14 protein-coding genes are annotated in these 13912 nt (G+C 71.1%); 12 read left to right on the forward strand and 2 right to left on the reverse strand.

Going from position 1 to position 13912, the window contains the following annotated elements; all coding sequences use genetic code 11:
- The first annotated feature begins 1 nt into the window (after position 1).
- The 6 genes from AB0H43_RS17300 to AB0H43_RS17325 all read left to right on the forward strand — a co-directional run bounded on the left by AB0H43_RS17300 (position 2) and on the right by AB0H43_RS17325 (position 5878).
- The gene (locus tag AB0H43_RS17300; protein ID WP_360000338.1) at positions 2-934 is read left to right on the forward strand and encodes a sugar ABC transporter permease; all 933 of its coding nucleotides are present in this window, start codon (positions 2-4) and stop codon (positions 932-934) included.
- Positions 931-1734, forward strand: a complete 804-nt coding sequence (locus tag AB0H43_RS17305) for a carbohydrate ABC transporter permease (protein WP_360000339.1) — start codon at positions 931-933, stop codon at positions 1732-1734. The genes AB0H43_RS17300 and AB0H43_RS17305 overlap by 4 nt, the downstream gene beginning before the upstream one ends.
- The gene (locus AB0H43_RS17310) at positions 1731-2687 is read left to right on the forward strand and encodes a hydroxyacid dehydrogenase (protein WP_360000340.1); all 957 of its coding nucleotides are present in this window, start codon (positions 1731-1733) and stop codon (positions 2685-2687) included. The genes AB0H43_RS17305 and AB0H43_RS17310 overlap by 4 nt, the downstream gene beginning before the upstream one ends.
- A gap of 35 nt (positions 2688-2722) precedes the next feature.
- Positions 2723-3625: a Gfo/Idh/MocA family oxidoreductase gene (locus AB0H43_RS17315; RefSeq protein WP_360000341.1), complete on the forward strand. Its 903-nt coding sequence runs from the start codon at positions 2723-2725 to the stop codon at positions 3623-3625.
- Between the two features lie 142 nt (positions 3626-3767).
- Positions 3768-4784, forward strand: coding sequence for an NAD-dependent epimerase/dehydratase family protein (locus AB0H43_RS17320; RefSeq protein ID WP_360000342.1), 1017 nt, complete (start codon positions 3768-3770; stop codon positions 4782-4784).
- Positions 4785-4801: 17 nt separating this feature from the next.
- Entirely contained in the window at positions 4802-5878 is a 1077-nt protein-coding gene (locus AB0H43_RS17325) for a dihydrodipicolinate synthase family protein (protein ID WP_360000343.1), read from the forward strand.
- On the opposite strand, the gene AB0H43_RS17330 is transcribed toward AB0H43_RS17325, so the two are convergent.
- Positions 5875-7101, reverse strand: coding sequence for a hypothetical protein (locus tag AB0H43_RS17330; protein ID WP_360000344.1), 1227 nt, complete (start codon positions 7099-7101; stop codon positions 5875-5877). The two genes, AB0H43_RS17325 and AB0H43_RS17330, sit on opposite strands and share 4 nt — an antisense overlap.
- Before the next feature lie 74 nt (positions 7102-7175).
- On the opposite strand from AB0H43_RS17330, the gene AB0H43_RS17335 reads away from it, so the two are divergent.
- The 5 genes from AB0H43_RS17335 to AB0H43_RS17355 all read left to right on the forward strand — a co-directional run bounded on the left by AB0H43_RS17335 (position 7176) and on the right by AB0H43_RS17355 (position 11468).
- Positions 7176-8348, forward strand: a complete 1173-nt coding sequence (locus AB0H43_RS17335) for a DegT/DnrJ/EryC1/StrS family aminotransferase (protein ID WP_360000345.1) — start codon at positions 7176-7178, stop codon at positions 8346-8348.
- Positions 8345-9217, forward strand: coding sequence for a hypothetical protein (locus AB0H43_RS17340; RefSeq protein ID WP_360000346.1), 873 nt, complete (start codon positions 8345-8347; stop codon positions 9215-9217). The genes AB0H43_RS17335 and AB0H43_RS17340 overlap by 4 nt, the downstream gene beginning before the upstream one ends.
- The gene (locus tag AB0H43_RS17345; protein WP_360000347.1) at positions 9207-9947 is read left to right on the forward strand and encodes a hypothetical protein; all 741 of its coding nucleotides are present in this window, start codon (positions 9207-9209) and stop codon (positions 9945-9947) included. The genes AB0H43_RS17340 and AB0H43_RS17345 overlap by 11 nt, the downstream gene beginning before the upstream one ends.
- Complete coding sequence (locus AB0H43_RS17350; protein ID WP_360000348.1) at positions 9944-10720, forward strand: amidohydrolase family protein; 777 nt, start codon at positions 9944-9946, stop codon at positions 10718-10720. Before AB0H43_RS17345 ends, AB0H43_RS17350 begins: the two co-directional genes overlap by 4 nt.
- 130 nt (positions 10721-10850) lie before the next feature.
- The gene (locus tag AB0H43_RS17355; protein ID WP_360000349.1) at positions 10851-11468 is read left to right on the forward strand and encodes an NAD(P)H-binding protein; all 618 of its coding nucleotides are present in this window, start codon (positions 10851-10853) and stop codon (positions 11466-11468) included.
- 16 nt (positions 11469-11484) lie between these two features.
- Here the strand turns inward: AB0H43_RS17355 and AB0H43_RS17360 are convergent, their stop codons facing one another.
- Positions 11485-13194 carry an ABC transporter ATP-binding protein gene (locus tag AB0H43_RS17360; protein ID WP_360000371.1) on the reverse strand — a complete coding sequence of 570 codons (1710 nt, stop codon included), beginning with the start codon at positions 13192-13194 and terminating at the stop codon, positions 11485-11487.
- A gap of 204 nt (positions 13195-13398) precedes the next feature.
- Between AB0H43_RS17360 and AB0H43_RS17365 the strand changes: the two genes are divergently transcribed.
- Positions 13399-13806: a MarR family transcriptional regulator gene (locus AB0H43_RS17365; RefSeq protein ID WP_360000350.1), complete on the forward strand. Its 408-nt coding sequence runs from the start codon at positions 13399-13401 to the stop codon at positions 13804-13806.
- The last annotated feature ends 106 nt before the right edge of the window (positions 13807-13912 follow it).

A 13912-nucleotide genomic window follows, 5' to 3' on the forward strand; every position in this document is an offset into this window, starting at 1 on the left:
GATGACCACCACCGCCTCGGCGCGCGAGCGTGCCGCGACGAACCCCGCCCCGGCGCGCAAGCGCGCCGGGGCACGGTTCTTGCGGCCCGAGGCACGCAACGGCCTGTTGCTCGTGCTGCCCTGCTTCCTGTTGTTCGTGCTCTTCCGGTTCGGCCCGGCGATCGCCGGGGGCATTCTGAGCTTCACCGACTACACCATCGGCGGCGAGACCGAGTGGACCGGCCTGGCCAACTTCGAGCGTCTCGTCCACGACGACCGGTTCTGGGACTCGTTGCGGGTCACCGTCGTCTACTCGTTGCTCGCCGTGCCCGGGTCGATCATCGTCTCCGTCGCGATGGCGATGCTGGTCCGCCGGACCTTCCGGGGCGTACGCCTGTTCCGGTCGATCTTCTTCCTGCCGGTGGTCACCAGCCTGGTCCTCGCCGGCATCATCTTCACCTGGATCTTCAGCGAGGACGGCCCGTGGTCGTCGCTGCTGCGGGCGGTCGGCTTCGAGGGCGGCTCGTGGCTGGCCGACAGCGTCCTCGTGTTGCCCGCCCTGGTCGTGGTCAGCATCTGGACGAGATTCGGCTACGGCATGCTGATCGTCCTGGCCCGGCTGCAGGACATCCCCCGCGAGTTGGAGGAGGCCGCGCACGTCGACGGGGCGGGCCCCTGGCAGACCTTCCGGCACATCATCCTGCCGCAGCTCAAGCCGGCCTTGTTCTTCCTGGGAGTGCTGGAGACCACGGTCGCCTTCCAGGCGTTCGACACGATCTGGGTGATGACCGGCGGCGGCCCCGGCCGAGCCAGCCGGACCCTGGTCATCGAGCTGTACGACCAGGGCTTCCGCAACTTCGACCAGGACTACGCGGCGACCATCGGGGTGGCGCTGTTCGTGATGACCCTCGTCGTCGCGCTGATCCAACGCCTGATCATGGGGAGGGACAAGTGAAGCGGGCCGCCCGAGCCGTCGTCCTGTTCGTCGCGGCCGTCGTGACGCTGTTCCCGTTCTACGCGATGCTCGTCCTGTCGTTCAAGCCGATCGGCCCGGTGACGCTGCCGGGCAGCCTGCTCCCGGGCGGGCTGTCGCTGGAGGCGTACGAGCAGGTCCTGGGCACGGCGAGTCTGGCGCGCTGGCTGCTCAACACCGCCGTGTACGCCGTCTTCTCGGTCGTCGGCGTCCTCGCGTTGTCGATGCTCGCCGGGTACGCCTTCGCGAAGAAGCGCTTCCCCGGCAAGGAGACCATGTTCTGGTCCTTCGTCGCGATGCTGATGGTGCCGTATCACGTGACCCTGATCCCGCTGTTCATCCTGATCGCGGACTGGGGCGGGGTCGACACCTACTGGGGTCTGATCATCCCGACGCTGGCCAACGCCCAAGCCGTCTTCCTGATGCGCCAGTTCATCAGCACGCTGCCCGACGAACTGTTCGAGGCGGCCCGCCTCGACGGCTGCGGCGAGCTGCGCATCCTGTGGTCGCTGGTGTTGCCGCTGACCAAGCCCATCCTGGCCACCCTGGGCGTGTTCGTCTTCCTGTGGCACTGGAACGACTATCTGTGGCCGCTGGTGATCGGGCAGAGCGAGGAGATGCGTACGCTCACCGTCGGCATCGCCTCGTTGCAGGCCGAGCGGGTGCCGCTGAACGTCGTCATGGCCGGGTCGGTGGTCGCGTTCGTGCCGATCTTCATGGCGTACCTGATCGGGCAGCGGTATTTCGTCGAGGGCGTCACGACCACCGGTATGAAGGGATGATCGCCGTCGACGTCCCACCGGGGCTGCGGGAACTCTTCTTCCCCGGCGACCTGTGGGCTCGGCTGTCGGCCCTCGGGCCGCTCACGGACCGGCTCACGGCGGACACGACGGTCGCGGTGACGAGCTGGGACAGCGCGCCGATAGACGCCGAGACCCTGCGGAAGGCGCCGAGACTCGGCCTGGTCGCGCACACCGGCGCGACCCTGCGTCCATATGCGACGGACGTGGCCTGGGACCACGGCGTGCGCTTCACCCAGGCCGGGGCCGCGATGGCCCATGCCGTCGCGGAGCAGGCGCTCGCGCTCACCCTGGCGCTGTTGCACCGCGTCCACCGATTCGACCACGCCCTGCGTACCGGGGTCGCCTGGGAGGCGGCCAAGCAGGCACCGCCCCGCCGCGAGCTGCGGGACTGCCCGGTGGGCGTGATCGGAGCGTCGCGCACCGGCCGGGCCTACATCCGGCTGGTGCGCGCGCTCGGGGCCCAGGTTTCGGTCACCGACCCGTACCTCGGCCCGGAAGAGGCCGCCGAGCTTGGCGTACAAGTGGTTCCGCTGGACGAGTTGCTGGCCGGCTCGCGGGTGGTCGCGCTTCACGCGCCCGTGCTGCCCGAGACCCGCGGCCTGCTCGGCGCCCGCGAGCTGTCCCGGCTCCAGCCGGGCGCGGCGCTGGTCAACACGGCCCGCTCGGCCTTGGTGGACATGCCGGCCCTCTATCAGCTGGTACGCACAGAGCACGTGGACGCGGCGCTGGACGTCTTCGACGAGGAGCCCCTGCCGGTCGACCATCCGCTGCGCGCGCTGCCGAACGTCCTCCTGACGCCGCACGAGGCCGGGGGCACCCTGGAGGCGCGACGTCGGGCGGGTGAGATCGTGATCGCGGAGATAACCCGCTTCCTCGGTGGCCGGGTGCTGGAGCACGAGGTCACCACGGCGGCCATGGCCCGGATGGGGTGATCGACCAGTTCGGGCGCGGCAGGTAGCGTCGCATCGTGATCGCTCTCGCCGGGCTGGCCACCAGCCACCCCTACACCGACGCCCGTACGCTCGCCGCCCAGTCGGCGCTGGCGGTGTGGGAGCCCGACGCCGGGCGGCTGGCCCGGTTCCGGGCGGAGCATCCCGACGCCGAGGTCTTCGACGACCTGACCGCGTTGCTGGACGCGAAGCCGGACGGGGTGGTGCTGACGGTGCCCACACCGCAGGTCGCCCCGGCGTTGGCCGCGATCCTCGACCGGGATCTGCCCTGTTTCGTGAACAAGCCCGCCGCGGCGACGGCCGAGCAGCTGGCCGCGTTGGACCCGGTCGTCTCGCGCTCGCCGCACCGAGTGCTGTCCAGTTCGGTCCTGCGGTTCGCGCCCACGTTCGAGGAGTTCCGGGCCCGTCACGCCGCCGACCCCGCCGAGATTCTGGCGGTACGGGCCACGGTCCGGCATTCGGTCCGACCGTGGGCCGAAGGCCTCAATCCCTGGCAGGACGACCCGTCGGCGGGCGGCGGAACCCTGGTGACGATGGGCATCCACGGCGTGGAACTGCTCGTCGCGCTGCTCGGCCCGGAGGTCGCCGTGGCCGGGGCGGTTTCGGCCATCCGCCGGTTTCCGACGCTGCGGTCGGAGGACACCGGGATCATCGCGCTCGGCTGGGCCGGCGGCCCGATCGGGACGGTCGAGATTCTCGGGGCGACCGACGACGAGGCGTACGCCGTCACGGCGGAGACCGCCGACGGCACCCACTCCGTGACCTTGACCAGCGGCGACGATCCGGAGACGGCCCTGGGCTACCGGGGCACGATCGCGGCGTTCCTCGGCATGGTCGCGGGCGAGCCGAGCCCGGTGCGCTGGACCGAAACCCGGGCGGTGCTGTCCGTCCTGGCGGCCGCTCGCGCGATGACCCGGTAGGAAACCTTCCGGCCCCATTGACGCCGCCCGCACCCGGAGGTTACGGTCAGGACCGTTAATCGGCGCTGGATCAGGGTTCCCGGTCGAATCTTGGAGCAAGATTCGACACAGAACCCTGATCCAGCGGGATGAGGGGAGCGGCATGCGATCGCTGACGGAACTCGAGGAACGGCTGTCGCGGCCGCGTGACGCGCTCGTGGAGGACCTGCGCAAGCTCGACGGCGACCTCCTGATCCTCGGTGCGGGCGGCAAACTCGGCCCGAGTCTGGTCCGGCTGGCCCTCCGGGGTGTCGCCGCCGCCAGCACGGGCGCACGGGTGATCGCGGTGTCCCGCTTCTCCGAGCCGGGCCTCGCCGACACGCTGCGGTCCGAAGGCGCGGAGGTCATCCCGGCCGACGTCGCCGACGACGCGGCTCTCGCCGCGCTGCCGGACGCCGCCAACGTCGTCTACCTCGTCGGCGCGAAGTTCGGGACCTCCGGACGCGAACACGCCACCTGGGCCACGAACGCGTACCTGCCGGGGCGGGTCGCCCAGCGCTATGCCGGATCGCGGCTCGTCGCGCTGTCCACCGGCAACGTCTACCCGCTCGTCCCGGTCACCTCCGGCGGCTGCACAGAGGACACTCCGGTCGACCCCGTCGGCGAGTATGCGATGTCCTGCCTCGGCCGCGAACGCGTACTGACGCACTTCGCGCACGAGCACGGTACGCCGACGGCGTTGATCCGGCTCAACTACGCCGTCGAGATGCGATACGGCGTACTGGTGGACATCGCGCGGGCGGTGCACGCCGGTGAGCCCGTCGACCTGACGACCGGGCAGGCCAACATCGTCTGGCAGGGATACGCCAACGAGGTGACGCTGCGGGCGCTGCACCACACGGGAGTGCCGCCGTTCGTGCTGAACGTGACCGGGCCGGAGACGGTCTCGGTCCGCCAGGCCGCCCTCGACCTCGGTACGCGCCTCGGCCGGGAGCCTCGGTTCACGGGGACCGAGGCCCCCACGGCGCTGCTGTCGAACGCCCAACGGTGCCACGGCCTGTTCGGCTACCCCGACGTGCCCCTAGCCGAGTTGCTCGACCACATCGCGGAGTGGGTCTCCCTAGGTCTGCCGCTGCTCGGCAAGCCGACCCATTTCCAGACGCGCGACGGCAAGTTCTGACCACGAACGGGGAACAAGTGCTCACCTCCCAGACCTCCAGCGCGCCCTCGGACGCCCCCTCCACGGCTCTTGAGGCGTTCCGGCGCGGCTGCGTCATCCCGGCTCACCCGCTGGCTCTCGACGAACGGCGTACGCTCGACGAACGCCGCCAGCGGGCGCTCACCCGCTACTACCTCGACGCCGGAGCGGGCGGGCTGGCGGTCGGCGTGCACACGACGCAGTTCGCCATCCACGATCCGGCGGTCGGGCTGCTGTCGCCGGTGCTGGAACTGGCGGCCGAGACGGCGAGGGGATCCAGCCGCGAGGTCGTCCTCATCGCGGGCGCGTGCGGCCCGACCGCACAGGCGGTCGCCGAGGCCGAACTGGCCGCCTCGCTCGGCTACCACCTCGTGCTGCTCTCCCCCACGCCCGACCTGGACGAGGATCAGCTCATCGAGCGCGCCCGCGCGGTCGGCGAAGTCCTGCCCGTCGTCGGCTTCTACCTTCAGCCGGCCGTCGGCGGGCGCACACTCTCGCGGGACTACTGGACGCGGCTGGCCGCGCTGGACTCGGTCGCCGGGATCAAGGTCGCGCCGTTCGACCGTTACCGCACCCTCGACGTGCTGCACGGCGTGGTGCGCGCGGGTCGCATCGGCGACCTGGCCCTCTACACCGGCAACGACGACCACATCCTCGCGGACCTGATCACCCCGCACCGCGTACGCGTGGACGGCCGGTCGGTGCAGGTGGAGTTCGTCGGCGGCCTGCTCGGGCAGTGGGCCGTCTGGGTGCACCGCGCCGTCGAGCTGCTGGCCGACGCCCGGGCCGCCCGGCACGGCGACGACGTGGCGCTACGCCGCCTGCTGAGCCTCGACGGGCACCTCACCGACGCCAACGCCGCCATCTTCGACGCCGCCCACGGTTTCCACGGCTGCATCCCCGGCATCCACGAGATCCTGCGCCGTCAGGGTCTGCTGGCCGGGCGCTGGTGTCTCGACCCCGCCGAGGACCTCTCCCCCGGCCAGCTCGCCGAGATCGATCGGATCTGGACGGCGTACCCGCATCTGAACGACGACGAGTTCGTCGCCGCGAACCTGGACCGATGGCTCGCCTAGAGGGTCAGCCGGTAGAGGGTGAGCGGGCGGCCGCTCGCACCGGACTGGAGGTGGCCCAGCCGCTCGGCGAGCCCGGCCAGCTCCAGCCGGTGCAGCATGCGCCGCGCGGTCCGTTGCTGGACGCCAAGCTGCTCGGCCACCTCCCGGGTGGTCAGCGGCTCGGCTCCGGCCGCCGCCTTGACCTCGCGCAAACGCTCCAGCGTGGACACAGACAGACCGACCCGCTGGGCGATCACGGCGGCCGTGGTGCTGCCGCCGGCGCGGGCGGGCGCCTCGGATTCGAGGACGACGTCCATGTCGCTGCGCAACGACAGAACCGCCGCCACCGGACCGATCCGGCGGGCGCGCGACAACGCCCGGCGGGCCAGGCTCTCCGCCTCGGCGGCACTTCGACCGAGGCCGAAGCCCACCCGGACGATCTCGTGCCGGTCGGCGAGCCGCCGCAACATCGGCAGCGCCGCGAAGCCCGCGGTCGCGTCGGCGAGCGGACCCCGCGTCGTGACCAGCAGATGCGTGCCGCCGGTGTAGCGGGCGACGCTGCCGCCCAGGGTGGCCGCCTCCCGCATCAGTCCCTCGTCCTCGCCGGAGACCTCGACCAGCCCCAGCGCGATCTGGGCGTCCTCGTGCGCCTGGTTGTCCGCCGTGAGGAGCAGCTGCCGCAACGCCGTACGCACCGAATGGGTCGACGGCGCCAGCCGCAGGACCGGCATGTGCGCGTGCAACGCCTCGTAGACGGAACGCACGCAGGTGACCGCGACGGTGGTGCCCTGCGGCCCCCGCGCAGTGCGCTTGTGGAACGCGACGAGGTCGTCGGAGGTCAGCCCGGACCGGTAGGGCAGCACCTTGATCCGGTCGACCGGCAGACCCGCCTCGATCAGGGTCGCGGCGACGTCGGCGTTCGGCAGGGTGTCGACCGACATCCGCGTCGGATCATGCCCGTCGCGCAGGAGGCGTACCGCCGCCTGGAGCAGCGTCGCACCGGTGTAGTCGACGAACGCGGCCGGCCGAGACCCCGCCTTGGCCTCCTTGGCCAGCGTGTACGGAACGATGCCGGTAAACAGCCACGCGCCGATCGTGGCGTCGTGCGCGGCGACGAGGCCGGGCGCCTGGGACTCGTGGTCGTAGTCGAGCCGCCGAGCGGTGACGCCGGGCTGCTCCTCGCAGGTGGCGGCGACGTCGTCCACCAGGTCGTGCGGGCCGACCACACCGATTTCGATCGCCACGGGTCCTCCTTGCCGTTCGCAGCTCTACCAGATTACGGTCAGGTCCGGTATTTCGTATGACCCGGGAGGGTGGAATGTTTCCCAGCATGGCCGACGCCGCCGGTCGGACGCTCGGCGACGAGGAGATCGCCGCCGTCACGCGAGTGCTCCGCTCGGGCATGCTCAGCTCAGTCTGGGGCACCGAGGTCCGGGCGCTCGAACGGGAAGTCGCCGAGCTCCACGGGGTCGCGTACGCCGTCGCCGCCAGCTCGGGAACGGCCGCGTTGCACCTCGCCATGGCGGCCGCCGCGCCGGACCCCGGCGACGAGATCATCACCTCGCCGATCAGCGACTTCGGCACCGTCGCCCCGATCCTGGCGCAGAACGCCGTCCCGGTCTTCGCCGACGTCGACCCCGTGACGGGCAACCTCGACGTCGACGCCGTGGCCCGCGCGATCGGGCCGCGTACCAGGGCGATCCTGGTGGTTCACCTCTTCGGCGCGCCCGCACCCGTCGCCGAGCTGCGGGCACTGGCCGACCGGCACGGGCTGATGCTCATCGAGGACTGCGCACAGGCCTGGCTGACCAAGCTGCCGAACGGCCGTCTCGTGGGAACCGCCGGCTCGATCGGCTGCCTCAGCCTGCAGCAGTGGAAACACATCACCTGCGGCGACGGCGGGCTCACCTTGACCGACGACGCCGACCTCGCCCGCCGCATGCGGCTGTTCGCCGACAAAGGCTGGCCACGCGACGTCGGGCGGCACCACATGAGCTTCGGGCTCAACTATCGGATGACCGAACTCGCCGGGGCGGTCGCCCGCGCGCAGCTCGCCAAGCTGCCCGGCGTACTGGCCAATCGGCGGCGGACCGCCCGTCGGCTGCTCGACGCGATCAGTGATCTGCCGGTACGCGTACCTCCGGCCGATGTGGACAGTCACGCCTGGTGGCTCTTCCCGCTCGTGCTGCCGGACGGAGGTGCTCCTGAGGCCGCCGCCAAACTGCAGGCGGCGGGCATCCCGGCTCGGGCCGGCTACCTCCAGGAGGGGCTGCACTGCGCCCCCGCCCTGACTGAGGCACCCGTCTACGGAACCTCCCGTTTCCCGCTGACCAGCCCGCCCGCGGATCGGGAACCCCGGTACGGGCGTGGCGCCTGCCCGGTGGCCGAGCGCATGATCGACGAGACGCTGATCGTGGTCGACTGGAACGAGAACTACACCGACGACCATGTCGACGCGATCGCCGACGCGATCCGGGAGGTGTTCCGATGACCGACGACCGCCTGATCGACAGCCGGGCGGCTCAGCTGCGAGATCGCCTGCGCGGGCAGCTGATCGCCGCGACCGCCACGCCGATCGGCCCCGACGGCTTCGACGCCGGGGTGCTCGCGGGCTACCTCGGCGGCCTCGTCGGCGACGGCGTCGGCGGGCTGGCCGTCCTGGCGCACACCGGGCGTGGGCCGTTCCAGCCGGACGAGGTCCGCGACGAGGTGGTACGGATCGCGCTCCGGAGCGGGGTACCGGTGATCGTGGGAGTGAACGACGTGGGGCAGGCTGAGCGGGCGGCTGCGCTGGGCGCGCACGGGCTGCTCGTGTTCCCGCCCGACGCGGCCGAGGCGGTCGCCGTGCACCAGGCGCTCTGGGAGGCCACCGGGGTGCCGCTGCTCGCCTTCGACCTCTACCTGCGCCCATATCCGCTGCCCGTCCTGAGCGACCTGGTCAGACTGCCGGGCGTCGCCGGAATGAAGGTCGCCCTGCTGCGGGACGACGCCGCCTGCAAGGACGCGATCGCCGCGACGGTCGCCGCCGACCGGCTGGCGATCACCGGCGAGGACCTCATGTTCGTGCCGTCGGTCGGCTGGGGTGCACAGGCGGCGCTCGTCGGCATCGCGGCGGCCGCAGTCCCGGCGACGGCCCAGGTCCTGCAGGCCGCTCTCGCCGGTGCAGCCGGGGACACCACCCGATTCGACCGGTACGCCGAGACGATCTTCGGCGACCCCGTCGACGGATACGTCCAGCGGATGCTGTGGGTGGCCGCCGCCGAAGGCCGGATCCCGCCCGAGTACGCCGTCGACCCGCACGGTCCGGCGTTGCCCGACGACGAACACGAACGTGTGCTGGAGGTAGTCCGTGCCCTTTAGGCAGATCGCGGCGCAGCTCGACGAGCTGCGGATCACCTTCGACGTCGATGCGCTGCTGGGTGCGTACCCGGGGAAGGAAGGCGGGATCACCGACCCGGGTGAGCTGGGCGCGGCCTTGCGCGACGCGAACACCGAGGCCGCGGCGGTCGCGAGCCTGCGCGCGGCGCTGTTCGACGTGCGCAGTGGCAATGACGAGGTACTGGCGACGGACTTCACGGCGGTCGGCGGCCTGGACCTACGCGACGCGCTCGGCGCGGAGCGGGAGCTGGACCGGCTGACCGAGCACGGAGTACGCGCGATCCGGCTGTTCCCCGACGAGCAGCACGCCGAGCCGGACTTCCCCGCCGTCCGCCACCTGGCGCGCCGCGCCACCGAGCTGGGGTTCGTGCTGCTCGCGGGCGGTGACGTCCGCCGGTTCTGGAAGCCGCTGGCCGGGCTGGGCGCGACCGTGATCTTCCTCGACACGCACTTCTACCACCTGGGCGACTTCCTCGTCGCCGCGCGGGAGGAGCCCGGGTTCCACACGTCGACCCGGCTGCTGAACTCGCCGGACGCGGTGGAGACGGTCGCCGGCGAACTCGGCGCGGACCGGATGGTCTACGGATCGCGGACCCCGTACGCCGAATCGGCCGTCCCCCGGCTCCGGCTGGCCCGCTGCGGCCTCACCGCCGCTGACGTCGCCTTGATCGCGGGAACCACCGCCCGCCGGCTCCTGGGAGTGGACGCATGATCATCGACGTGCACGGGCACTGGGGACCATGGTTCTTCACCATGGAGATCGGATCGGTCGCCGCCAACCTGGCCGCGATGGACCGGTACGGCATCGACCTGGCGATCGTGTCGGCGACCGAGGCGGTCTGCTACGACGCCGTCTCCGGCAACGCCGCCATGGCCGCCGCGCTGGCGGAATCGGACCGCCTCTACGGCTACGTCACAGTCAACCCACGCCGGCTCGACGACGCTTCGCGGGACCTTTCGCGCTACCTCGGCGACGGCCGGTTCGTCGGGGCGAAGCTGCACACCGACTACACGGAGTCGCCGATCAGCTCGCCGCAGACCCAGGACGCCCTCACCATGCTGGCCGAGCTGGACTGCCCGGTACTCGTGCACACCTGGGGGCGTACGGTGCTGGACCTGGCACAGTCGTGTGTGGATCGTCCCCGCCTGCGGGCGATCGCCGGGCACATGGGCGCCGACGGCTACCGGTACGCCATCGAAGCCGCGCAGGCCTGCGACCGCCTGTATCTGGAACCGTCCTGGTCACAGGCCCCGGCGGGACGACTTCGTGAGGTGATCTCATCGGTGGACGACCGGCAGCTGCTGTTCGGCACCGACTCGACCCTCATCGACCCCGCCTCCGCACTCGGCGCAGTACTCGCCTCCGGCGTCGCCGACTCCGTCGACCCCGCCGGCCCCGCCGGCCTCGCCGGCCTCGCCGGCCTCACCGCTGAACGGCTCGCTTGGCGGAACGCCGCTTCCCTCTTCCGCCTCCCCGTCGCGTGATCATTGCGTCAGCCATGCTGTTTCGGGCGGCGATTTGTCCGTCGAAACAGCATGGCTGACGCAATGATCACGTGCGAGCGGGCGCGCTGAAACGGCCTCCACGCTGCCGCGGCGTCGATACGCTGGCCGCATGCGGATACTGCTGTTCGGAGCGACCGGCACCGTGGGCAGCCGGATCGCCGCCGAGCTGACCGAGCGCGGCGAACGGGTCACCAGCGCGAGCCGGACCGGGCACTCCCCGTCGCCGGACATCCCGGCCGTCACCGTCGACCCGACCGACTCGGACTCGGTGGCCGCGGCGGCGGAGGGTTACGACGCGATCGCCTCGGCGGTGCACATCGACCCCGACAATGTGACCGCGGTGACCCAGGGGCTCCTCGACGGCGCTCGCAAGGCGGGCGTACGCCGGATCGCGTTCGTCGGCGGCGCGGGCAGCCTGAAGGTCCCCGACGGCGGGGACCTCGTCGACACCCCGACGTTTCCCGCCGAGTGGAAGCCGATCGGGCTCGCTCATCGGGACGAGTTGAACCTCATCCGGCCGGTGACGGATCTGGACTGGTCCTATCTGTCGCCGGCGGCGGCGATCGCGCCTGGTGAGCGTACGGGGAAGTTCCGGATGGGCGGCGACGATCTCATCGTCGGCGACGACGGCAACAGTTTCGTCAGCGCCGAGGATTACGCCGTCGCCTTCGCCGACGAATTGGAACAGGGCAACGCCATCCGGCGGCGGATCACGGTCGGCTACTGAGGCCGCAGCGGGCCGGTCACGCAGCGGCCAGGGCGGCGTAGCGACCGCCGTCGGAGATCAGCGACTCGTGCCGGCCGGCCTCGGCGACCCGCCCGTGGTCGAGCACCACGATCTGGTCTGCGTCGCGGACGGTGGACAGCCGGTGCGCGATGGTGATCGTCGTCCGGCCCTCGGTCAGCCGGTCGAACGCCCGCTGCACGGCACGCTCGGTCTCGGTGTCCAGGGCGCTGGTCGCCTCGTCGAGCACCAGGATCCGCGGGTCGCGCAGCAGCGTACGCGCGATGGCGATGCGCTGCTTCTCCCCGCCGGAGAAGCGGTGGCCCCGAGAGCCGACCACGGTGTCGTAGCCGTCCGGCAGCGACATGATCAGGTCATGCACCTGCGCGGCGCGGGCGGCCTCGACGATCTCGGCGTCGGTCGCGTCCGGCTTGGCGTATCGCAGGTTCTCGCGGACGGTCGTGTGCAACAGGTAGGTCTCCTGGCTGACCACGCCGACGATCCCCGCCAGGTCGGCGAGTGCGATCTCGCGCAGGTCGACGCCGTCGATCGTGACCCGGCCCGAGGTCGGATCGTGCAGGCGGGCGATCAGTCCCGCGACCGTGCTCTTGCCCGATCCGGTCTCCCCCACCAAGGCCAGTGAGGTGCCCGCCGGAATGTCGAGGTCGATTCCCGCGACGGCGTCGACGGGGCTGTCGGCGTACCGGAAGGAGACGTTCTCCAGCCGCAGGTGACCCGCGACCCGGGGCAGCCGGACCGGCTTCGCCGGCTCCCGGATGTCGACCGGCAGGTCGAGGTATTCGAAGATGCGGCCGAACAGCGCCATCGACGCGGTCACCGTGACGCCCACGTTGAACAGCCCCATGAGCGGCCGGAAGAGGCTCGACTGCAACGCGGTGAAGGCGACGAGCGTGCCGATCGTCAGACTCGACCCGGGCAGCCCGGCGGCCAGGTAGATGACGGCGGGAATGGCGGCGAACACGATCGACATGGACGCCATCCGCCAGCGCCCGGCCAGCTCCGACCGGAGTTCGAGGTCGATGAGGCGGCGCGAGGACGAGGTGAACCGGTCGATCAGGGCGGCCGAGGTGCCCATCGTCTTGCTCAGCTGCACTCCGCTGATCGATAGGCCCTCTTCAATGGTCACGTTGAGGTCGGCCAGCTCCCGCTGGCGCTCGGCGGTGATGGCCCGGCGCATCCGGGCGACCCGCCGGGTCAGGTAGAGCGCCGGGGGCAGCACGATCAGCGAGACGAGGGAGAGGCGCCAGGACAGCGCGGCCATCGCGACGGCGGTCGCGACCACGGTGGTCAGGTTGGCGGCGATCGACGTGGCGGTGGAGGTCACCACGGATTCCATGCCGCCGATGTCGTTGGTGATGCGCGACTGGACCTCGCCGGTCCGCGTACGCGTGAAGAACGCCATCGACTGGCGCTGCAGATGACTGAAGACGTCGGTCCGCAGCCGATGCATGATCCGCTGGCCGACGGCGGTCGAGATCCAGGTCTGGACCACGCCGAGGGCGGAGGTGACGGCGGCCACGGCGACCATGCCGAGCACGAGCCAGACCAGCAACGTCAGATTGTCGTGCGGGAGCGCGACGTCGATGACCTCGCGCAGGAGGAACGGGGAGGCCATCGAGATGGCCGAGCTGGCCACGATGATCGCGACGACGATCGCCAGCTTGCCCCGGTCGCCCGTGAAGAGGGCGCCGATGCGGCGCAGGGACACGGACCGGGCCTGGGCCTTCTCAGTCGCGCTGAGTCTGCCGGGCCCCGACTGTTTGCCGCCACTTTCCCGGGTGGCTCGGCGGCCGGTGTCTACGGGGAAATCCAAGGGGTTACCTCTTTTCTCAAAGCTCCAGTACTGAGGGTACCAGTTACTGAGGTTACCTCATCATGAGGCTGCAAGGCTAGTCGCTGGTACGCTGGTCCCGTGGAGCCCGAGAGCCTTCCTGACCTGTTCTGGGCAGTTGCGCGCCGAATGCGCCATCGGTCCAAGAAGGCGCTCGAACCCTGGAACATCTCCCCGTCGCAATGGCGCGCGCTGGCGAGCCTGCACCGCCATGGTGAGCTGCGTCTCAGTGCCCTCGCGGAGCATCTGCGGATCGCGGCCCGGTCGACCACCGAGGTCGTCGACGACCTGGAGACCCGGGGGCTGGTCACCCGCCTCCCCGACCCCACCGATCGGCGGGCGATCCTCGTCGCCCTGACCGAGGAAGGCACGACGCTGGCCGCCGCGGTGGACAAGGCGCAGCAGGCGGAGAACGAGCGCCAGTTCAGCGAGCTGAGCGCGGCTGACCGCGCGGACCTGGCCCGCGTACTGCGCAAACTGCGGGACTAAGGCCGCCTAGGTGTTCTGCCCACTCAGGTTGGGAACACGGCTTGCGGGTGGCCGACCGCCGAGTGCGGTGTGTGCTCGGTGATGGTTGTACATGTGCAGCCAGGCG

This window comes from Hamadaea sp. NPDC050747, from assembly GCF_040654195.1.
In the GTDB taxonomy this organism is placed as follows: Bacteria; Actinomycetota; Actinomycetes; order Mycobacteriales; family Micromonosporaceae; genus Hamadaea.

Bases quoted from the DNA above. Each gene is read 5' to 3' on its own strand.
- AB0H43_RS17300 (WP_360000338.1), top strand. From the start codon at position 2: ATGACCACCACCGCCTCGGCGCGCGAGCGTGCCGCGACGAACCCCGCC.
- AB0H43_RS17310 (WP_360000340.1), top strand. From the start codon at position 1,731: ATGATCGCCGTCGACGTCCCACCGGGGCTGCGGGAACTCTTCTTCCCC.
- AB0H43_RS17320 (WP_360000342.1), top strand. From the start codon at position 3,768: ATGCGATCGCTGACGGAACTCGAGGAACGGCTGTCGCGGCCGCGTGAC.
- AB0H43_RS17335 (WP_360000345.1), top strand. From the start codon at position 7,176: ATGTTTCCCAGCATGGCCGACGCCGCCGGTCGGACGCTCGGCGACGAG.
- AB0H43_RS17340 (WP_360000346.1), top strand. From the start codon at position 8,345: ATGACCGACGACCGCCTGATCGACAGCCGGGCGGCTCAGCTGCGAGAT.
- AB0H43_RS17350 (WP_360000348.1), top strand. From the start codon at position 9,944: ATGATCATCGACGTGCACGGGCACTGGGGACCATGGTTCTTCACCATG.
- AB0H43_RS17355 (WP_360000349.1), top strand. From the start codon at position 10,851: ATGCGGATACTGCTGTTCGGAGCGACCGGCACCGTGGGCAGCCGGATC.